Source organism: Pseudomonas sp. S3E12 (assembly GCF_001702295.1).
Lineage (GTDB): Bacteria > Pseudomonadota > Gammaproteobacteria > Pseudomonadales > Pseudomonadaceae > Aquipseudomonas > Aquipseudomonas marginalis.
Genome location: NZ_MBDT01000021.1, coordinates 330,421 through 351,596, shown reverse-complemented (window position 1 = coordinate 351,596; position 21,176 = coordinate 330,421). Strand labels below are relative to the sequence as shown.

12 protein-coding genes and 1 pseudogene are annotated in these 21,176 nt (G+C 63.5%); 8 read left to right on the top strand and 5 right to left on the bottom strand.

Features of this window, described 5'->3' with window-relative positions; genetic code table 11:
* The first annotated feature begins 25 nt into the window (after nucleotides 1–25).
* Both BB029_RS18190 and BB029_RS18185 read left to right on the top strand, forming a co-directional pair.
* Nucleotides 26–958: a pyridoxamine 5'-phosphate oxidase family protein gene (locus BB029_RS18190; protein ID WP_065940232.1), complete on the top strand. Its 933-nt coding sequence runs from the start codon at nucleotides 26–28 to the stop codon at nucleotides 956–958.
* 310 nt (nucleotides 959–1,268) lie between these two features.
* A complete protein-coding gene (locus BB029_RS18185) occupies nucleotides 1,269–1,673 on the top strand; it encodes a RidA family protein (protein ID WP_065940231.1) in 405 nt (134 codons plus the stop codon).
* A 57-nt stretch (nucleotides 1,674–1,730) separates the two neighbouring features.
* Here BB029_RS18185 and BB029_RS18180 read toward each other — a convergent pair whose 3' ends face one another.
* Together BB029_RS18180 and BB029_RS18175 are read right to left on the bottom strand one after the other, a co-directional pair.
* Nucleotides 1,731–3,152 carry an efflux transporter outer membrane subunit gene (locus BB029_RS18180; protein ID WP_065940230.1) on the bottom strand — a complete coding sequence of 474 codons (1,422 nt, stop codon included), beginning with the start codon at nucleotides 3,150–3,152 and terminating at the stop codon, nucleotides 1,731–1,733.
* Complete coding sequence (locus BB029_RS18175) at nucleotides 3,152–3,946, bottom strand: helix-turn-helix transcriptional regulator (RefSeq protein WP_065940229.1); 795 nt, start codon at nucleotides 3,944–3,946, stop codon at nucleotides 3,152–3,154. Before BB029_RS18175 ends, BB029_RS18180 begins: the two co-directional genes overlap by 1 nt.
* Before the next feature lie 489 nt (nucleotides 3,947–4,435).
* On the opposite strand from BB029_RS18175, the gene BB029_RS18170 reads away from it, so the two are divergent.
* A complete protein-coding gene (locus BB029_RS18170; protein ID WP_065940228.1) occupies nucleotides 4,436–10,699 on the top strand; it encodes a non-ribosomal peptide synthetase in 6,264 nt (2,087 codons plus the stop codon).
* A gap of 246 nt (nucleotides 10,700–10,945) precedes the next feature.
* Nucleotides 10,946–11,404: a hypothetical protein gene (locus BB029_RS32965; RefSeq protein WP_141696564.1), complete on the top strand. Its 459-nt coding sequence runs from the start codon at nucleotides 10,946–10,948 to the stop codon at nucleotides 11,402–11,404.
* A gap of 43 nt (nucleotides 11,405–11,447) precedes the next feature.
* Here the strand turns inward: BB029_RS32965 and BB029_RS18160 are convergent, their stop codons facing one another.
* The 3 genes from BB029_RS18160 to BB029_RS18150 form a co-directional block, all read right to left on the bottom strand.
* Nucleotides 11,448–12,974, bottom strand: a complete 1,527-nt coding sequence (locus BB029_RS18160) for a glycosyltransferase family 39 protein (RefSeq protein ID WP_065940429.1) — start codon at nucleotides 12,972–12,974, stop codon at nucleotides 11,448–11,450.
* Nucleotides 12,974–14,629, bottom strand: a complete 1,656-nt coding sequence (gene arnT / locus BB029_RS18155) for a lipid IV(A) 4-amino-4-deoxy-L-arabinosyltransferase (RefSeq protein WP_065940226.1) — start codon at nucleotides 14,627–14,629, stop codon at nucleotides 12,974–12,976. The genes BB029_RS18160 and arnT overlap by 1 nt, the downstream gene beginning before the upstream one ends.
* A 187-nt stretch (nucleotides 14,630–14,816) precedes the next feature.
* Complete coding sequence (locus BB029_RS18150) at nucleotides 14,817–15,491, bottom strand: histidine phosphatase family protein (protein WP_065940225.1); 675 nt, start codon at nucleotides 15,489–15,491, stop codon at nucleotides 14,817–14,819.
* Nucleotides 15,492–15,765: 274 nt separating this feature from the next.
* Between BB029_RS18150 and BB029_RS18145 the strand changes: the two genes are divergently transcribed.
* The 4 genes and pseudogenes from BB029_RS18145 to BB029_RS18130 all read left to right on the top strand — a co-directional run bounded on the left by BB029_RS18145 (nucleotide 15,766) and on the right by BB029_RS18130 (nucleotide 21,175).
* Nucleotides 15,766–16,425, top strand: coding sequence for an ABC transporter ATP-binding protein (locus BB029_RS18145; protein WP_065940224.1), 660 nt, complete (start codon nucleotides 15,766–15,768; stop codon nucleotides 16,423–16,425).
* Nucleotides 16,422–18,884 carry an ABC transporter permease gene (locus BB029_RS18140; RefSeq protein WP_065940223.1) on the top strand — a complete coding sequence of 821 codons (2,463 nt, stop codon included), beginning with the start codon at nucleotides 16,422–16,424 and terminating at the stop codon, nucleotides 18,882–18,884. The genes BB029_RS18145 and BB029_RS18140 overlap by 4 nt, the downstream gene beginning before the upstream one ends.
* 76 nt (nucleotides 18,885–18,960) lie before the next feature.
* A complete protein-coding gene (locus BB029_RS18135; protein ID WP_065940222.1) occupies nucleotides 18,961–20,052 on the top strand; it encodes a lipocalin-like domain-containing protein in 1,092 nt (363 codons plus the stop codon).
* A 137-nt stretch (nucleotides 20,053–20,189) separates the two neighbouring features.
* A pseudogene (locus BB029_RS18130) lies at nucleotides 20,190–21,175 on the top strand (hypothetical protein).
* Nucleotide 21,176: the final 1 nt, after the last annotated feature.

Genomic DNA, 21,176 nt, shown 5'->3' with positions numbered 1-21,176 from the left:
GGGCAACCCACTGGAGGTGATCACCATGAACCCTATTGAACAATCCCCCTGGCATGCCGGCGAACGGCAGTTACAAGCAGCGGTCGGCGTGGCCGAGCGCATGGCGGTGGTCGGGCCCAAGGTGATACGCGATCACCTGCCGGAGCAGCATCGGGATTTTTATCCACTGTTGCCCTACCTGATGCTTGGCGTGGTGGATGAACAGGGGATTCCCTGGGCGACCCTGATTGAAGGCGCGCCGGGGTTCGTCCACTCTCCCGACCCTTATACGTTGCAGATTGACAGCCTGCCCTCTGCCAGCGACCCGGCCCGCGCCGCCTTGCACAAGGGCGCTGCCGTGGGCCTGCTGGGTATCGACCTCAACACCCGGCGGCGCAACCGCATGAATGGGCGTATCGGCGCGCTCGATCACGAGGGGCTGTCGGTCGACGTGGTGCAGACCTACGGCAATTGCCCCAAATACATCCAGCTGCGGCCGGTCGATGGGATTGCGCGTAAACCCGGCACCCAGGTCGAGCGTCTTGACGGCCTGGACGCCGCTGCCGAAAGCATGATCCGCAACGCCGATACCTTCTTCGTCGCCAGCTACGTGGAGGTCGACGGCGAACGCTCGGTGGACGTCTCCCATCGCGGCGGCAATACCGGCTTCGTGCGCGTGGAGTGCGACGTGCTGACCATCCCCGATTTTGCCGGCAACCTGTTCTTCAACACCTTGGGCAACCTGGCGGCTAATCCGGTGGCGGGGCTGTTGTTTATCGACTTTGCAACGGGGGATGTGCTGCAGATCGCGGGGCATACCTCGCTGATCCTCGACGGCCCTGAAGTCGCCCGCTTCGAGGGCGCGCAGCGGCTCTGGACGGTGACCGTGGACCACGTGGTTCGCCGCCCGGCGGCGTTGGCCTTGCGCTGGCAGTTCGAGGCGTTTTCGCCGTTCAGCCTGGCGATGGGCGGTTGGTAGCGTCAGCGTATTTATCACGGCCTGTTGAAGAGCAAATGGGGGAACTCCCTCTGTGGTGAGGGGCTTGTCTCGCGTTGGGCTGCGCAGCGGCCCTAATCACTTCCACATGATGGGAGTTCGGGCTTCCACACCCGTTCTCTGAATGTGCAGCGACTCGCGAAGGGTGGCGGCGAGGTTGATCAGACGCAACCCGAAAGCTGCGTAAGAGCGGTCCGATGGACCTGCTCATCTTCATCACCCAAAGTCCTCTCCTGGAGACGTAAGACTTTTAACGTTAGCCTTTCACTCCTACCGACAACAAGGACTCGTCATGCAACCCAAGGTCATCAATCCCAAGAGCGTATTCAACTCCTTGCAATACGGCTTCAGCCAAGCCATCGAAGTGCCTGATGGCCGGCGTATTCTGCTTTCCGGCCAGGTAGGTGTGGATGCCCAGGAGCGTACGGTCGGTCCAGGCATTGCCGAGCAAACCGATACGGCGTTGGACAATATCGAAAAAATCCTGGCCGAGGTCGAGGGTGACTTGTCCCATGTGGTAATGCTGCGGCTGTATATCGTCGAGTCCGCACGTGATCGGCAGGAACTCATCGCCCAGGCGCTGCGTGAGCGCTTCCCCCATAACCCGCCGCCGTCGTCCTGGATTATTGTCAGTGGGCTTTCGTTGCCGGAGTGGTTGATCGAAATCGAGGCGGAGGCGGTGATTGCGCTGAAATAAGCGCCTCATCTCACGGGTCTGTGGCGAGCGAGCTCGCCACGGAACGAGCAAACCGGCTTACCACGATGCCAGCGCCGGCATTTGCGCCCACGCCCCACCCAGCGCCGTATACAGGTTCACCTCCGCCACCAGTTGCGCCAGTCGGTCCACGATCAGCGCCTGTTGCGCACTGAACAGCGAGCGCTGGGCATCGAGGAAGGTGAGGTTGCTGTCCACCCCGCTGCGGTAGCGGTGCTGGGCCAGGTCGTAATACGCCTGGTTGGCGGCGACGAAGTCGCGTTGGGCGTTGAGCTGGTCGGTAAACGTCTGGCGTGCGGCCAGGCCGTCGGCGACTTCCTGGAAGGCCGTCTGGATGGACTTTTCATACTGGGCGACGCTGATGTCTTTTTGCAGGCTGGCGTAGTCCAGGCTGGCGCGCAGGCTGCCGGCGTTGAAGATCGGCAGGTTGATCTGCGGCTGGAAGGTCCAGGTGCCGGTGCCGCCCTTGAACAGGTCCGACAGTTCGGTGCTGGTGCTGCCGGCATTGGCGGTAAGGCTGACTGACGGGAAAAACGCCGCGCGCGCCGCGCCGATGTTGGCGTTGGCGGCGCGCAGTTGGTACTCGGCCTGGAGGATATCCGGGCGGCGTTGCAGCAGGGCCGATGGCAAGCCGGCCGGTAGCCGCGCCACCAGGTCGTCAGCCAACGGGCGCGCTGGCAGGCTTTGATCCACCGGGCCGCCCACCAGCAGGGTGAGATTGTTGAGGTCCTGGGCCACCTGGCGTGCATAGCGGGCCACGCTGGCGCGGGTACTTTCGACGCTGGTGCGCGCCTGCACCACGTCCAGGGCCGAGGCTTTGCCGGCGGTTTTGCTGCGGCGGGTCAGGTGCAGGCTGTGGTCGTTGGCGGCCAGGGTCTGTTGGGCCAGGGCCAGCAGTTCCTGGTCGGCGCGCCAGGTCAGGTAGGCGTTGGCGACGTTGGCCACCAGGCTCAGTTGTGTGCTGCGCCGGGCCTCTTCCGTGCCGAGGTAGGTGAGCATCGCCTGTTCACTGAGGCTGCGCACGCGGCCAAACAGGTCCAGCTCATACGCGCTGAGCCCCAGGGTGGCGGAGTAACTGGAGGTGATCGCGGACTTGCCCGTGCCGGTGACATCCCCCGGCAGCTTCTGGCGTTTGCCGGCCCCCGTGGCGGACACCGCCGGGAACAGGTCGGCACGCTGGATGCGGTACTGCGCCTGAAACGCTTCGACATTCAGCGCAGCCACCCGCAGGTCGCGGTTATTGACCAGGGCATCGCGAATCAGCTGTTGCAGCGCCGGGTCGTGGAACTGCTGCTGCCAGTCCGACGCCGGATCGCTGTTGCCGGCCTGGGCGAGGCGGTAGACCCCACTCTGGGGATACTGCGCGGGCATTGGCGCCTCGGGCCGCTGGTACTCGGGGATCAGCGAGCAGCCCCCGAGCATGCAGGCCATACCGATGCTGGCGACGGTGCGTGTGTCCATCAGGCCCCCACCATCCATTTAGCCAGGCCATGCCGGCCACTCACGCCCAGCTTGGCGGCGGCGCGCTTGAGGTAGGTTTCGATGGAGCTGTTTTTCACGCTGAGTTTTTCCGCGATCTGCGGCACAGTGCCGCCGGTCAACAGGCCGAGGCACACTTCCTGTTCGCGGGCCGAAAGGCTGATCTCGCCGAGGGACAGGCGCTTGTGGAACTCGCGCTGCAAGCGTGATTGCTCAAGCAGCGTATGGGCCGGCTCCGCCTGGGCATGTGGCGCATGGCGCAGGACGTGCGCGTGGCGCTCGATCAGCGGCAACAGGGTGTCCGACAGGCACTTGAGAAACGATAACTCGGCCAGGGAAAAAACGCGCTGGGTCGGCGGTCGGTAGCATGAAATCACGCAGCGCCGGTTGCCCTGGCGTGACACCAGATTGCACTGGTGCGAGGTACCCCGAGGATGGGCGCTGTCGGGTTTGGCATTCATCTGGATCAGCAGCGGGTCTTGCATGCCGAGCATTTCCCGCAGCAACGGGTGGTCATCCGGCGGGCGCAGGGCCAGGGGCGGCGGCAGGTCCTGTTTTTGGCCAGCACTGCCCAGAAGCTTGATATCGAGTACGCGGTCGCGCGGCTCGTCGAGGGTCCATTCACTGAGGTCCACCAGGTGGATCGGCACCCATTTGCAGACCAGATGCAACATGTGGGCGGCGAATTCCTCATGGCCGCTGTGTGCAATCAGCTCGCCCATTTCGGCGTAGAAATTCGGGCTCTGCGTGTTATCCATGCTGCGTTTCAAACTCATAGCCATCTCATCCTTGATGTCGAAAACCGTCAACGAACTCCCTGGGCCTGTGGGGGGCGATTCGTTCCTCATGAACGAGAGTCGGCACTCTAGATTTCATTTGGCCAGGGGATCTGTCCTACGTATGTAGCGGAAACGAGGGACACAAACTGCCATAAAAACAACGTCATTAATTCGACGTTTCTGAGAGGTGATTCCGCCTACGAAAAGCGATGGAAAATATTTATTAGTTATTAAGTTATTGATATTTAAAATAAATATTTATTAATGAAGCGACGTCTGAAAAGCTGGTAGCGAGTAGATGTAGCCAATTTCCTACAGGGCTTTAATCGTTTCAGCAGTGAACCTTCAGCCAACCCGGATCTATCCGTTTGGGTGTCCGGGTTTAGGGTGACAGACAGCTCGCGACCTCCAATGCTCAAATCCGGCAATTTCGCCGTAAAGGGGCTCCCCGCGCGGCCAGTGCCTGATACCCATGAGAAGGATCTTATGCAGCATTTTCCCAGCCTGCCGGCCAGCTTTCCCCTCACCGCGGCCCAACAGGACATCTGGCTCGACCAACTGCGGGCGGGCGATTCGCCGCTGTATAACATCGGCGGTTACGTCGACTTCGAAGGCCCGGTGGACCGTGAATTGATTCAGCGTGCTGTCGAGCAACTGGTGGCCAGGCACGATGCGCTGCGCACCCAGTTGCACAGTGACGCCAACGGCTTGCCTCGACAAACCTTTACCCCTGGGTTGTCGACGAAAGTGGCACTGCACGATTTCAGCGCGCTGCCCGATCCCGAGGCCGCGAGCCAGGCCTTGATGCACGCGCAGATGGCCCGGCCTTATCAGATGGAGGGCGCGCCGCTGTTCCGTTTCTTCCTGGTCAAACTCGACGACAACCACTACCGCCTCGGCACCCAGGCCCATCATGTGATCCTCGACGGCTGGGGCTTTGGCCAGATGCTGCAATCCCTGGCGCACCTGTACACCGCGCTGGAGCAAGGCCGGCCACCGGAGCCGCCGGCACCGTCCTATGTCGAATTCATCGACGCCGACCAGCGCTATCACGCCTCGGCACGCTTCGCCCGCGACCGCGCCTATTGGTTGGACAGATACCCGGTATTACCGGAGCCGCTGCTCACGCCCCGGCACAACGCCAAGGCCGGCAGCAACACCCTGGTGCAAGGCTTTCCCATGGCCTTGCTCACCCGCATGGAACAGGTGGGCAACCGTTACCAGGCCTCGGCGTTTCATGTGCTGCTGGCGGCGCTGTATGTGTATTTCACCCGCACCGCCCAGCGTCAGGATTGGGTGGTGGGCCTGCCGATACTCAACCGCTCCAACGCGCGGTTTCGGGCGACTGTGGGGCTGTTTGCCCAGGTCAGTGCCGTGCAGTTGCAGTTCGATGAACAGTTGCCGTTCGGTGCCTTGGTGCGCGGGGTGCGCGACCGGCTCAAGGAGGATATGCGCCACCAGCGTTTCCCCTTGAGCGAGATGAACCGTGAACTGGGCTTGCACCGTTCGCAGCGCGGCCAACTCTTTGACGTGTCGGTGTCCTTCGAGCAGGACGACCATGAGCTGCGCTACGGCGCCATCCAGGCCCGTGCAATCAAAGTCTCCAACCTCCACGAACCGCTGCCATTGGCCATCCACCTGCGCAGTAACCGTCACCAGGGCACCGCGTGCCTGCATTGCGTGTACAACGAGGCATACTTCCAGCACGACGACGTGCGCGCATTGGCGCAGCGGCTGAGCGGATTGCTGGAGCAGGGGCTGGAGAATAGCGCGTTGCAGATTGGCGCGTTCTCCCTGGTCACGCCTGCCGAACAGGCCCGGTTGCAACAGTGGAACGCGACCGTCCAGCCCAACGCACAGCCACACACCCTGCACGGGCGGATCGAAGCCCAGGCACTACGCACGCCGGATGCGGTCGCTGCGATTTACCAGAATCGCCAGCTGACTTACGCCCAGCTCAACCAGCAGGCCAATGCCCTGGCCCATCAACTGATCGAGCACGGTGTTCGCCCGGATGATCGCGTGGCTGTACTGGCCCGGCGCGGGTTGGAGACCCTGGCAGGGCTGCTGGGGATTCTCAAGTCCGGCGCCTGCTATGTGCCGATCGACCCGGCCCATCCCGACGAACGCTTGAACTACCTGCTGCAGGACAGCGCGCCGGTGGCGGTGTTGACCCAGCAGGCGCTGTTGCCACGCCTGCCGGCGTTGGCGATACCGGTGATTGCGCTGGATCGGCCGGTTGTTCGCCCTGGCAACAACCCTGGCGTGAGGGTCGAACCGTCGAACCTCGCCTACGTGATTTACACCTCCGGCTCCACCGGCTTGCCTAAAGGTGTGATGGTCGAGCACCACAGCGTCGTCAACCTGGTGGATTGGCACTGCCAGGCCTTTAACCTGCACGCGGGCAGCCACACCGCCAGCGTTGCCGGATTTGGCTTTGACGCGATGGCCTGGGAGGTCTGGCCGGCGTTATGCGTGGGCGCGACCTTGCACCTGCCACCGGCTCACGACGGCGCGGAAGACATTGATGCGCTGCTCGGTTGGTGGCGCGCGCAGCCGTTGGATGTGTGCTTCCTGCCGACGCCCGTGGCCGAATACGCCTTCAGCCAGGACCTGGTTCACCCCACCCTGCATACCTTGCTGATCGGCGGTGACCGTCTGCGCAGCTTCACCCGTGCGCAACCCTTTGCGGTGATCAACAACTACGGCCCCACCGAAGCCACGGTAGTCGCCACCTCCGGCCGCGTCGACGTGGGCCGGCCGTTGCACATCGGCGCGCCCGTCGCAAATACCACGGTGTACCTGTTGGATGCGCAGCAACGGCCGGTGCCCATCGGCGTGGTGGGGGAGGTGTACGTTGGCGGCAAAGGTGTGGCACGGGGTTACCTGAACCGCCCGGACCTGAGCGCCGAACGCTTTCTCGACAACCCCTTCGCGCCGGGGCGCATGTACCGCACCGGCGACCTGGCGCGCTGGTTGCCCGAGGGCCAGCTTGAGTATCTGGGCCGCAATGATGACCAGGTCAAAATCCGCGGTGTGCGCATCGAATTGGGTGAAATCGAAGCCGCCCTGGCCACCCACCCGGACGTTCAGGAGGCCGTGGTGCTGTCTCGCCAGGGGCAATTGTTCGCCTGGTTCATTCCACGCCAGGCCGTGGCCATCGAGACCCTGCGCACCCATCTGCAAGCCTCGTTGCCCGACTACATGCTGCCAGCGGCGTACATGCCACTGCAGGCGTGGCCCCTGACTGCCAACGGCAAGCTCGACCGCAAGGCCCTGCCGGCGCCGACCCAGGCGGCGTTCGTGACGCGCGTGTTCGAAGCGCCGCGAGAGGGGGCGGAAACGCTGCTGGCGCAGATCTGGGCCGAGCTGTTGCAGGTGAAGCAAGTGGGGCGCCACGATCATTTCTTCGAACTGGGCGGGCATTCCTTATTGGCGGTGCACCTGGTGCAGCGCATGCGCCAGACCGGCCTGCACGCAGATGTGCAGGTGCTGTTCGGCCAGCCGACACTGGCGGCCCTGGCCGCGGTGAGTACCGGCAGCGACATAGACGTGCCGGCCAATCGCATACCGGCGCAGTGCAGCCATATCACCCCGGACCTGCTGGCCCTGGCCGAGCTGGATCAGGCCGGCATTGATCGCATCGTTGCCGACATTCCCGGCGGTGCGGCCAATGTGCAGGAGATCTACCCCCTGGCGCCGTTGCAGGAAGGCTTGCTCTACCACCATCTCACCGACGACCACGACCCGTACCAGCAACAGGCGCTGTTCAGCTTCGAACAGCGCGAGCAACTGGACGCCTTTGCCCATGCCCTGCAACAGGTGATCGACCGCCACGACATCCTGCGCACCAGCCTGGCCTGGGAGGCGTTGGAGCAGCCAATGCAGGTGGTGTGGCGCGAGGCGCGCCTGCCCGTGCTTCCCTGGAACGAAGGCGCTGCGCCGCTGGATCTGCGCCAGGCACCGTTGATGGCGCTGGAGTATGCCGAAGAACCCACGCGATGGGTCGCCCGGCTGCGCTTTCATCACCTGGTGAACGACGCGACGTCAACCACGATTCTGATGCAGGAAATCCGCGCTCATCTGCTCGGCCAACAGGGGCAATTACCGGCGCCGGTGCCTTACCGCAATGCGCTGGCGCAGTCTCGTTCAACGACACGTCAGGCCGCCCACGAGGCGTTTTTTCGCGAGCAGTTGGGGGATGTCGACGAGCCGACCCTGGCCTTCGGCGTGCAGGCGCGCCAGGCCAACCGGGCGGACACCGAAGAAGCGGTCCGCACCCTGAACGCCGCCCTCACGCTGCGCCTGCGTGCCCAGGCGCGTGGCGTGGGCGTCAGCGCCGCCAGCCTGTTTCACCTGGCCTGGGCCCAGGTCCTCAGCCGCGTGGCGGGCCGCGATGACGGGGTGTTCGGCACCGTCCTGCTCGGCCGTTTGCAGGCCGGCGAGGGCGCCGACCGCGCCTTGGGCATGTTCATCAACACCCTGCCACTGCGCCTGCACCTGGCCGGACGCAACGTGGCCGATGCGCTGCGCGACACCCATGCCCGTCTCAGCGCGTTGCTCGCCCATGAGCAGGCGTCGCTGGCTTTGGCGCAGCGCTGCTGCAGCGTGGCGCCGCTGTTCAACAGCCTGTTGAATTACCGGCACACCGACGCCGAGCGTGACTTCAACCTGGTGCCGGGCATTGCTCTGGTCAGCGCCGAAGACGTCCTCAGTTATCCGTTGATGCTCACCGTGGACGACAGCCCCGGTGCTTTTCAGCTCAAGGCCAAGGCCCCGCGCAAGGTAGGCGCCGAGCGCGTGCTGGACTACCTGGAAACCACCCTGGTCAACCTGGCGGATGGGTTGGAAAACGCCCCGCACATGCCGTTGCGTGAGGTGCAGGTGCTGCCCGCCAGCGAACTGCACACCCTGCTGCAGGCTTTCAACGCCACCGCAATTGATTACCCCGCAAGCCTCACCGTCCAGGCGCTCTTTGAGGCCCAGGCGCGGCGCGTTCCCCATGGCGTGGCCGTGCAGGCCGGGGCGGTGCAGCTGACTTACCAGGAACTGAACGAGCGCGCCAACCGGCTGGCTTACCACCTGCGCGAACGCGGTGTGCAGCCGGACGCTCGCGTGGCGCTGTGCGTCGAACGCGGCCTGGACCTGGTGGTGGGATTGTTGGCCATCCTCAAGGCGGGCGGCGCCTATGTGCCGTTGGACCCCGGCTACCCCCGCGAACGCCTCGCGTACATGCTTCAGGACAGCCAACCTGTCGCGCTGCTGGTTCATGCGGCCACCCGCGACTTGCCGGGGGAGGTGGCAATTCCGGTGATCGACTTCGACCACTGCGCCTGGCATCACGCGCCGGATGGCAACCCGTCGGTGCCGGGGCTGACCGTCGCCAACCTGGCCTACGTGATGTACACCTCCGGCTCCACCGGTAGGCCCAAAGGCGTGATGATCGAGCATCGTGGCCTGGGCAACCTCATGCACTGGGGCTCTCGGCTGTGCCCCAACGCCGAGGGCGGTGCGCTGTTGCAACGGGCGCCGTTCAGCTTCGACGGCTCGGTCTGGGAGCTGTTCTGGCCGCTCGCCAGCGGCATGCGCCTGGTTCTTGCGCGGCCTGATGGGCATCGCGAGCCGGCTTACCTGGCTCAAGTGATTCGCGAGCAACAGATCAGCGTGATCAAATTCGTGCCGGCGATGTTGCAGCAGTTCCTCGAACTGCCAGAGTCCGCCCTGTGCACCAGCCTCACCGACGTGCTGTGCGGCGGCGGCGAACTCACCGAGGCCCTGGCCCGTGGCGTGCAGGCGCGCTTGCCCAAGGTGCGCCTGCATAACGTCTACGGCCCCACTGAAGCCACGGTGGACAGCAGCGCCTGGACCCTGGAACCGGGCGCACCGGTGCCCGCGTTGCAACTGCCGATTGGCCGGGCGATCAACAACACCCGCCTGTATGTGTTGGACGAACACGATGCGCCGGTGCCCATGGGCGTCAGCGGCCAGCTGCATATCGGCGGTGTCGGCGTGGCCCGGGGCTATCTGGGATTGCCGCAGATGACGGCCGAGCGCTTTATCGACAGCCCGTTCGTGACCGGCGACCGGCTGTATCGCACGGGGGATCTGGTGCGCTACCTGCCGGACGGCAACCTGGAGTTCCTCGGGCGCAACGACTTCCAGGTCAAATTGCGCGGCGTGCGCCTGGAACTGGGAGAAATTGAATCACGCCTGCTCGCGCATCCGGCCTTGCGTGAGGTGGCGGTGCTGATCCGCGATGAGCGTCTGCTCGCGTACTTCACCCTTCGCGGCCCGGCGCCGAGCCTCGAAGACCTGCGTGCGCACGTGCTGGAGCAGTTGCCGGAATACATGGTGCCGGCAGCCTTCGTGCAGTTGGAGGTGTTGCCCCTCAATCCTGCCGGCAAACTCGACCGCAAGGCATTGCCGGAGCCGGGGCTGGCGGCGGTGCTTAGCCGTGGCTACGAAGCGCCGGTCGGCGAAGTGGAAACATTGATGGCCGGTATTTGGGCGGAGGTCTTGAGGCTGGAACGGGTAGGACGCCACGACCACTTCTTCGAATTGGGCGGGCATTCCCTGCTGGCGGTGAACCTGGTGGCGCGAATGCGCAAGGCCGGGCTGGAGGTGGACGCGCGCAGCGTGTTCAGCCACCCGACGTTGGCCCAGCTTGCGGTGCGTACAGTGACGCAGGTGAAGCGGGTGGACGTGCCCGACACTGCGATCCCTCAACTTAATCGCCGCCGGCGGATTTGAAAGCGGCAATGCGGTCATTGCAGGAACTGGCTGTCAGCAGGTCGATTACCGATTGGAAGAGGAAGGGGACTGTCTTCGTCTGGGCGATCCAGCCTACGACGTACTGGAAGGTCCTCATCGAAGCAGTGAACGTCAATCTCACCTGTTACGGAACCATTTCTTTGCGTTCACCAATAAGGTGCCGTGCCCCGGTATGCGTTAAGAGCACCGTGTTGGCACAATTTAATGTTGATAAAAAAGGTGTATATGACTCTTTCTATTGGTAACTCCGTTTCTCAATCCTCCCCTTACGCAGCAGCTGCTGTCTCAGGTGAGAAGATGCCAGGCCTGCCGACCCGTGACGAGCGTAGGCCCGAGGGTGATCAGCGCAACGCTCAGCAAATCCAATACGATAACCCTATCCTGAACCGGACAATTTTGTCGGGAAGCGACGATGCAACCCCTAATGGGCGAGAGAGCCGAGATAGGCTGACCAACAATCTGAAGCAACAGGTAGGCGACTTTACCTCCGACAACCAAGACCCTGAGTCTCGTGCCGATGCGAATTATCGCTTGGCGCATGCGGTCAACTACATTGATAGCGATCCGAGTCTATCCAGGCATCAGAGCAGGTCGCCAGGTGATGGAACTCTGGATCAGAAATCCGAGGTATACCGCTTGGTTACCTTCAGCAAGGAAGGTTATTCCGCCCTGAATCAAAAATAATCGGGTTTTACTGGCGGTTGTATCCGCTGCCCACGTCGCTCACCTACGGTCGGCGTGGTCTCGGGATAAACGCCACACTCCCATCCTCACGCTTCTGAAACAACCGCTCGCCGTTGGCCGGCTGGGTGCTGATCACCTGATGATCCGCACCCAGGAATGCCAGCGGCGCCGGATCATCCTTGGAAAACTGCGCGACGATGATCGTACGGTGCGGGTCGAAGGCCTGGCCGCTGGTTTTTTCCAGCCAGGCCATGAAGGCAGCGGTGTCACCCTGGCGGGGAAAGTCCTGGGTTTCGGCGATGTAGTAGAACGGCTTGCCGCCATTTTGCAGGTACATCGGAACCTTGTTGTCGACTTCCACCAGCACCATCTGCCATTGGTTCCAGGGCGCGCTTTTCACGGCCTCGGCTTGCACATCCTCGGCGAAGCGGGTCACGCCGCCGTTGCCGTTGGACCAGGGATAGGCCACGCCGAGGATCAACAGCATGAGTGCGGCAGCGATCCCCAGAGCCTTCTGCCAGCACGGCCAACTGGCGGGCTTTTTCCACACGCGTTCACTCAGCCACCACGCCGCCAGCAACTGGGCAAACGGCACCAGCGGCAGTACGTAGTAGCTGCGCCGGCTGCCGCTGGCGGTAAAGAACACAAACAGCAGGCCCAGGCCCCCCACCAGCCAGCGCACGTTCGGTGGGGTGTGACGCCAGTGCCGCACGGCCAGCCACAGGCCGAGCAGCCAGCACGGGGTCCAGGGCAGGGTGTAGGCGGGCAGGTAGATCAGGTAGGTGTAGATCGGCCCCATATGGTCGAAGGGGTCGAAGAAACGCACCACGTTTTCCCGGAATACCAAGGCCAGGCCGCTCGCGCCATAGGTCGGGGCGCCGTAGACGTGCGACAGCACGAAGGGCACGGCGTACACCGCGGCGGCGATCAGTACGGCCAACAGCAGGCGCAGGTTGAGGTGGCGCTTGTAGCGCTGTTCGCCGAGCAGGTGCGGCAACAGCACCAGACCGGGCAGCACGAAGCCGATCAGGCCCTTGAACAACGACGTCAGGGCCAGCAACAGGAAAAACACCGTGTAGCGCCACAGCCGTGTGTCGTCGGGGCCGCGCCAATACCAGGCGACGGCCGCCAGCACGCCGCACACGGTGAGCACATCCGCCGTGGCCACGCGGGCCCAGAACAGGAAGTAGAACGTGGTGGCGAGCATCCAGCCGGCGATCAGCCCGGTGCCCTTGCGGAACAGGCGTTCGCCGATCAGGTACACCAGCCACACACTCAACCACGCGCCGATCACCGATGGCAGGCGCAACGACCAGGGGCCGAGGCCCCCCACCAGGTGGGCCGCGCCGGTGATCAGCCAGTAGGAGGGCAGGGGTTTGTCGTAATAGGGCATGCCCTTGAGGTACGGGTCGAAATAATCGCCGCTTTGCAGCATCTGCAAGGCGATATTCGCCCAGCGGGTTTCCGGGCCCCACAGGTCACGTGCGCCCAGGCCGGTGAGCAGCAGCAGGGCCGAGACGCCGAGCAACAGCAGCAGGGCGCCGCGTTCGGTCTTGAAATAACCGGGCATCATGGCGCCTGCGGGTAGAGGATAAGTTCCAGGTAGCCCTTGTAATAGCGTTTGCCTCCGGGCGGCAATTGCCCGGCCTCGCGCATTTCACTGGTGCTGTTGACCCGCAGCAGCACGCCGACCGAGCCGTGCTGGCGCGCCTCTTTGAGCCAGCCCTGAACCTGTTCCAGCTCCACTTTGCGTGTGACCGCACCGGCGTACCGCAAGCCGTAGCGCAACTCGCCTTCGGTGTCATACAGCGCCACGTCGGGTCTTTGCAGACGCCAGGCCAGGGCGCTGGCGCTCCCTAGTTCGTTGCTCAGCAGCGCGTGGGTGTGCTGCAGCTCATCCAGGTGTTCCAGCACAAATTGGTCGGGCATTTCGTTATCGGCGATGCAGGCCGGCATGCTCGACGGCAACAGCACCACCAGCAGGCCGATGCCCAGGGCCGGCATCGCCCACAGCGTCAGCGGCCGCACGCTTTGCAGCAGGTTGGTGAGGATCCAGCCCAGCAGCACGATAAACGCCAGGGACAGGCTGAACATCTCGGCATGGCTGTTGCTGTACAGCGGCCGGGCGATTTGCAGGTAGATCAGCCCGACCATGGCGGCCATGCCGATCATGAAGTTGAACAGGCCATTGAGGCGCAGGGTGCGGGTTTTGCCCTGGCTGACCAGCTCGCTCAGGGTATGCCCCATCAGCAATGCGAGGGGCAGCAGGCACGGCATGATGTAGGTCGGCAGCTTGCCGTTGCTCAGGCTGAACAAGCCCAGGGGCAGCAGCAACCACAGGGCCAGGAAGGCGATTGCCGGTTGGCGCTTTTCTTTCCAGGCCTGGTACAGGGTGTTGGGCAGCAGCCCGGCCCACGGCAGGCAAGCCACCGCCATGATCGGCAGGAAGAACCACCAGGGTCGCACGTGCTGCGCGTTGTCGGCGCTGAAGCGGCGGATGTGTTCATTCCAGAAAAAGAAGCGCCAGAAATCCGGTTCCTGAGTGTGGATCGCCAGCACCCAGGGCAAACACACCAGCACAGCCACGCCGATGGCCAGCGGGCCATACCGCAGCAACTCGCCCAGGCGCCGCTGCCAGAGCATATAGGGCACGGCAATCAGCACCGGCAGCGCCCACGCCAGGAAACCCTTGGTCATGAACCCCATGGCACAGGCAAAACCCAACACGGCCCAAGCGCCCAGGCGGTTGCGCAGGGTGCTGCTGTCGAGGGCAAACCACAGCGCCACCAGGCTCAGGTTGACCCACAAGGTGAATTGCGGATCGAGGTTGGAATACCCCGCTTGCCCGGCCACCAGGCCAAAGCTCAGGTAGAGCAGGGCACAGGCGAAGCTTTTTCGCGGGTCGTTCCACAGGCGACGGGCGATCAGGTAAGCGAGCAGCACGCTCAAGCCGGTGGTCAGGGCCGAGGCGATGCGCACGCCGAACAGGTTCTGGCCAAACACGGCCTGGCCCAGGGCGATCAGCCAGTAACCGGCGGCCGGTTTTTCGAAATAGCGGATGCCCATGAAATGCGGTGCCACCCAGTTGCCGCTCAGGAGCATCTCCTGGCTGATCTGGGCGTAGCGGGTTTCATCCGGTATCCACAAACCGTGCAGGCCCAGTGGCAACAGATAAAACGCGACGAAGGCCAGCAAGAGTACCGGCAGGGGTTTCAGGCGAGTCATGAAAACGTCGCTCCTTGACGTCTGATGGTGGTTTTTTCAACTAATGAAGTAATGGCGAAAGTCGTCACAGCGGTCACTAAATAACAGGAAATAGTCATAACGACCTTAATTAAGGACGCAACTAAACATGCCAGAACAGGGCTGTCTTTTTGCTGAACATAAGCCGTAGCGGCGGGAAGGGAATGACTTAGATTTGTTTAAGCGCGGCAGGCCAGTCCTGGTTTTTCATGATGCCCAGGGCCTTGAACTTGCCGTTGGCCAGCACCTGCACGAACAGCGCGCTGCCGTACTCGGAAAACGTGGCGTGGGGGAAGCCCAGGGCGGTTTCAAAGTCGGCGATGCAACCGCTGTGGGTGACGAATACGAGGTTGCGTCCAGCCTGTTTGTGGCTGAGCAGTTCTTCGCCCATGGCCTTGCCGCAGACGGCTTGTTCGCTGGAGGTCATGTCGGTTTTGCCGAACATGAAACGCGAGGTCTGGGCCGTGCGAATGGCGGGGCTTGAGAGTACGTCGGTGCCGTCCATGCCCAGAGATTTAAAGGCTTTTCCCAGGTTTTCGGCGTGTTGGCTGCCGTTGATCGTCACGCCTTCCACCGGGCCCAGGCACGGGTTGCTCGAACGGTCGCAGCGCTCTTCATGACGCACCAGTACGATCAGGTCGCCGTCGCGCCACAGCGGCAGCACCTGGGAGGTCAGCAGGCGGTTGCCGACGCCAAGGTCCCGCGGGGAAGTCGGCCAGAACAGCGCGCAAGTGAGCAGCACGGCGAGCACGGCAAGTCCGAGCCAAAGCGGTTTGAGGCGCTTGAAAAAGGCTCGGCGCGAGCGTGGTTTAATCAGGGTAAGGTCAACCACTACATTCACCATGGTCACTATCGGCTGTGTTGTATTAATTAGGCGCAACTTGTCGGCAAGTGCCCGAAGTGAAGCGCGAGGCTGTCACAGGGTGGCTGTCTTTTCGCTGAACATGCTGCGGTTAGAAGTTGCCAGGCGTGACAACTAAAAAGTTGCCGACGAGTGACGCATGGCCGGCAATTTAAAGTGCGGTGGGTGGGCGGCCGGTGAAAAGCATGTGAAAAATTTGCGTGGCCTTGATCCTCAGCCGTTATTCTCGATTGCCAGCCATCCGATGAGTGCTCCCATGTTGCAGGTGCAAGGTGTCTTCAAAAGCTACGCCACCCCCCAAGGCCCGTTGGCGGTGTTGGCGGGGGTCGACTTGCACCTGGGAGCGCGCAGCAGCCTGGCGTTGATGGGTGAGTCCGGCAGCGGCAAGAGCACGCTGCTGCACTTGGTTGCCGGGCTTGATCGGGTGGACGGCGGCAGCATCCTGGTAGGTGAGCAGCGCCTTGACCGCATGAGCGAGGCGCAACTGGCCCACTGGCGGCGTACCGAAATCGGCCTGGTGTTCCAGCAGTTCAACCTGATCGGCAGCTTGCGCGTCGACGACAACCTGGCGTTCCAGGCCCGCCTGGCGGGGCGTTTTGACCCGCAGTGGCAGGCGCAATTGGTCGAACGCCTGGGCCTGGGGGACTTGCTCAAGCGTTACCCGGAACAACTCTCGGGCGGCCAGCAGCAACGGGTGGCGGTGGGGCGGGCGTTGGCCTCGCGCCCAGGTTTACTGTTGGCCGACGAGCCCACCGGCAACCTCGACGAAGCCACCAGCGATGAGGTGCTGCAACTGCTGTTGGACCTGCTGCGCGACAGTCCCACCAGCCTGTTGATGGTCACCCACAGCCCACGCATCGCCGCCCGCCTGGACCGGCAAGTGGTGCTGCATCACGGACAGGTCATGCCGACGTGAGGGTGTTCTACTGGACCTTGCGTGCCTTGCTCAGCCATTGGCGACGCCATCCGGTGCAGTTCTTCAGCGTGCTCACCGGCCTGTGGCTGGCCACCGCGCTGCTGACCGGGGTGCAGGCCCTTAACAGCCAGGCCCGCGACAGCTACGCGCGCGCCAGCCAATTGATCGGCGGCGAACCCCAGGCCAGCCTCAGTGCGTCGGACGCTGCCAGTTTCGCGCAAACGCGCTTTGCCGAACTGCGTCGTGCCGGGTGGCCGGTGTCGCCGGTGGTGCAGGGGCGGCTGCAACTCAAGGGGCATGAGGACGTGCGCCTGCAATTGATGGGCATCGAACCACTGTCGTTGCCCGGCAGCGGCGCGGTGGCGGGGCAGCGCCTGAGCCAGGCGCAGATGCTGGCCTTCTTTGAACCGCCGGGGCGTACCTGGATTGCACCGCACACCTTGCAGGCCCTGGGGCTGCGCGAGGGCCAGCAACCGCTCACGCTGACTGGGCAGCGCCTGCCGCCGTTGCAGGTCCAGGCGGATATGGCGCCCGGCCTGTTGCTCACCGATATCGGGTTTGCCCAGGCGCTGCTGGAAATGCCCGGCCAGCTCTCACGCCTGCTGGTGGACAAGGCCTTCGCCGCTCGCCATCCCACACCGCCCGCCGGGCTGCAGCTCAAGCAGGGCGAGGAGAATAACCTCGCGCGGCTGACCGAGAGCTTTCACCTGAACCTTGATGCGTTGGGCTTCCTGTCGTTTGTGGTGGGGCTGTTTATCGTGCACGCGGCCATCGGCCTGGCCCTGGAGCAGCGGCGCGGGTTGTTGCGCACGTTGCGCGCCTGTGGGGTGAGTGCGCGGATGTTGATCCTCGGCCTGGGGGTGGAGCTGGGGGCGTTGTCGCTGTTGGGGGGCGTGCTCGGCGTCGCCAGCGGTTATCTGCTGGCCAGCCTGTTGCTGCCGGATGTGGCCGCCAGCCTGCGTGGCTTGTATGGCGCCGAGGTGCCGGGCCAATTGAGCTTGAGTCCCTGGTGGTGGGCGGCAGGGTTGGGCTTGAGCCTGCTCGGCGCCTTGCTTGCCGGCGCCAGCAGCCTGTGGCGCGCGGCGCGTCTGCCGTTGCTGGCGCTGGCCAACGCCCAGGCCTGGCACGAGGCCCATGGGCGCTGGTTGCGGCGCCAGGGCTGGGTCGCGGCTACGGCCTTGCTGATCGCGTTGTGGGCGTTATGGCTGGGCGACAGCCTGGCGGCGGGCTTTGTGTTGATGGCGGCCTTGCTGCTCGGCGCCGCCCTGGGGTTGCCGGTCGTGCTCAATGGGCTGTTGAAGGCCGTATTGGGGCGCAGCCGTTCGGTCCTCGGCCAATGGTTCCTGGCTGACTGCCGCCAACAATTGCCGGCCCTGAGCCTGGCATTGATGGCGCTGCTGTTGGCCCTGGCCGCGAATATCGGCGCGGGCTCCATGACCTCGGGCTTTCGCCACACCTTCAATAACTGGCTGGAGCAACGCCTTACCGCCGAGCTGTACCTCAACCCGCAAACCCCGGCCCAGGCAGAGCAACTCAGCGCCTGGCTGGCGCAGCAACCGTTGGTGCAAACCGTGTTGCCCACCTGGCAGGTCGCGGTGCAATTGCAGGGCTGGCCGGCGGATCTGTTTGGCGTGGTCGACGACCCGACCTATCGCCAGCACTGGCCGTTGCTGGAAGCGGCGAGGGCGCCGTGGGACCAGTTGCAGCAAGGCGATACCCTGATGCTCAGCGAACAGCTGGCGCGGCGGCTGGAGGTTACGCTGGGTGATGCGCTGAGCATTCCCACGCCCCAGGGGGTGTGGTCGCCCACCGTAGTGGGGGTGTACGCCGATTACGGCAACCCCAAGGGCCATATGCTGGTCAACGCCCGCCACCTGCTGGCCCACTGGCCGACACTGACGCCGGCGCGATTCAACCTGCGGGTGTTGCCGGAAAACGTGGCGCCGCTGGTGGGTGAAGTGCAGCGCGCCTTTGCCCTGGAAGACAGCCGTATCGTCGATCAACAGCAACTCAAGGGCTGGTCGAGCCAGGTGTTCGAGCGCACCTTCGCCGCCACCGCCGCGCTCAACAGCCTGACCCTGGGCGTGGCCGGCGTGGCGCTGTTCATCAGCCTGCTGACCCAGAGCCAGAGCCGCCTCGGCCAACTCGCCCCGCTGTGGGCATTGGGGGTGACGCGCAGGCAATTGATGCTGCTGAACCTGGGACAAACCTGGCTGCTGGCGGGGCTCACGCTGCTGCTGGCATTGCCCCTGGGGCTGTTGCTGGCGTGGTGCCTGGATGCGGTGATCAACGTGCAGGCCTTTGGCTGGCGCCTGCCGTTGCAAGTGTTCCCGTGGCAGCTCGCACAATTGCTGGGGCTGGCGATGTTGGCCACGTTGCTGGCGTCGGCTTGGCCGCTGTGGCAGCTGTACCGCAGCCGTCCGGCGGATTTGTTGAGGACGTTTGCCCATGAAGATTAAGCCCCTGTTCCTGGCTGTACTCTCTGTAGGAGCGAGCTTGCTCGCGAAAAAACCGAGAGCGCCGCGTGCATCCGGAATGCCCGCGTTATCGTTGACGTTTTTCGCGAGCAAGCTCGCTCCTACAGGGCTTCTTCTGTTGCTGCTAGGCGCGTGCGACCAACAACCTGCGCCGCCGGAAAGCTTCGCCGGTCTGGGCAGTGACGCGGCCGACTTTGCTCAGGTGCTGCCCGGCAAGGTCTTCAGCTTTCCCGAGGACCATGGCCCCCACGATGGCTTTCGGATCGAGTGGTGGTACGTCACCGCCAACCTCAAGGACGCCCAGGGCAATGTGTTCGGCGTGCAATGGACGCTGTTTCGCAACGCCCTCAAGGCCGGGCCGACCCAAGCGGGCTGGCACGACTCGACCGTATGGCTCGGCCACGCCGCCGTCACCTCCGCCACTCGCCACTACGCTGCCGAACGCTTCGCCCGCGGCGGCGTCGGCCAGGCCGGGGCGCAGGCAGCGCCGTTCAACGCCTGGATCGACGACTGGAATTTCGCCAGCCAGCCCGGTGCCGCGAGCGCCTTGGCGGACATGCAACTCAAGGCCAGCGGTGCGCAATTTGCCTACGACCTGCGCCTCACCTCCAGCCGGCCATTGGTGTTGCAAGGCGACCATGGCTACAGCCGAAAATCCGATCAGGGCCAGGCGTCGTACTACTACAGCCAGCCGTTTTTTACCGCCGAGGGCAGCGTCAGCATCGACGGCAAGACGTATCAGGTCAGCGGCCCGGCGTGGCTCGACCGCGAATGGAGCAGCCAACCGCTGACCGCCAGCCAGACCGGCTGGGACTGGTTCTCCCTGCACCTGGACCGTGGCGAGCAGTTGATGCTGTTTCGGGTGCGGCAAACCGACGGCGCGTCCTACCTGACCGGCACCTGGATCGACCGCGAAGGCCACACCCAGACCCTGCACAACGCCGATATCCAACTGGCACCGCGGGACACCACGACGATCGACGGCCGCCAGATTCCTACACGCTGGTCGCTGAAGATTCCCGGCAAGCAGCTGGATATCAGCACCCAGGCCGTCAACCCCAAGGCCTGGATGAACCTGAGTATTCCGTACTGGGAAGGGCCGGTGCGGTTTGAGGGTGGGGTGGGGTACCTGGAGATGACCGGATATTAGGGTTGTTTCTGTAGGTGCTGTTTCTTCGTTAAGTAGGCAACTTCCCAAATGCAATTCAGACCACCTGCGCTTGTGTTCGGGGCGTAGGTGCTTGCTTATATTTCGACGCCATATTCTTTGCATCTCGGATGTAGGGCATGGCGCAGAGCTATATCAACGACCGCGCAACGGACTACACCAGTTTGAAATCCCTCCTGATGGGGGGCGCCCCGAGCCGACAACGCTCCGATCATTTTGATGTGCTGAACCGGCACCTGCGCCCCGGCCTGGTCGCGCCGGGGCAACTGGTGATTATTCCCGATGCCTACAGCGTGAGCTGTTCCGGCGAAGAAGCCTGGTTAATGCGTCATGCGGAAACAGTTCGTCGCAACCTGGAAATGAATACCTCGGCGGGCACGGAGTTGATCGGCAACTATGACTTGCTGCAGAGCTTCATGGCCTACGGTTCTATTGGGATCGGCAGTTCGACATCGGCCTGGTCACGGCATCTGGACGAGGTGGCGCAGACCCTGGAGGACATCGAGCGGTTGCATCAGCGCTTGAAGGACGGTGCGTTGGACCGGGATGGCTTTATCAAACAGCGCCAGGCGTTGTTCCGGCGCTTGGATCTGCAACTGCAAGGCGCGGCACGGGGTTGCAGGGCAATGAGTCGTTGAAGAAGGTGCTGGGGATTTCGACCAAAAGCTATCTGCATAAAGGCGAGATTGCGGGGTATGCACAGCGCATGCGCGAGATTGCGCAGATGTCCAAGTGGCTGGGTAACGGGACTTTCATTGGGATCGCGCTGGACGTGGGCGTGACGGGGCTGGAGATCAAGGAGGCGTGTGTGACGGAACGGGAGGCGCAGTGCAGGAGGGCGAAGTATGTGGAGACGGGGAGGTTGGTGGGGGGAGTGGCTGGGGCTGCTGTCGGGGGAAAGTATGGTGCAGCCTTCGCTCTTCGTGCTTGTCACCTATTTTTGGGTATTTCGATGAAGGGACAAGGTGCGCTTGCGTGCGCAGTTATTGGCGGCGCTGCGGGTGGGCAGGCGGTAGGCTCTGGTCTAGGTGATGAAGGTGCGTTATTGGGTGGAAAGATCCTGGAGGTCAACGGTGATTTGATCTTCGAGCCAGAGGGGGCTTAAT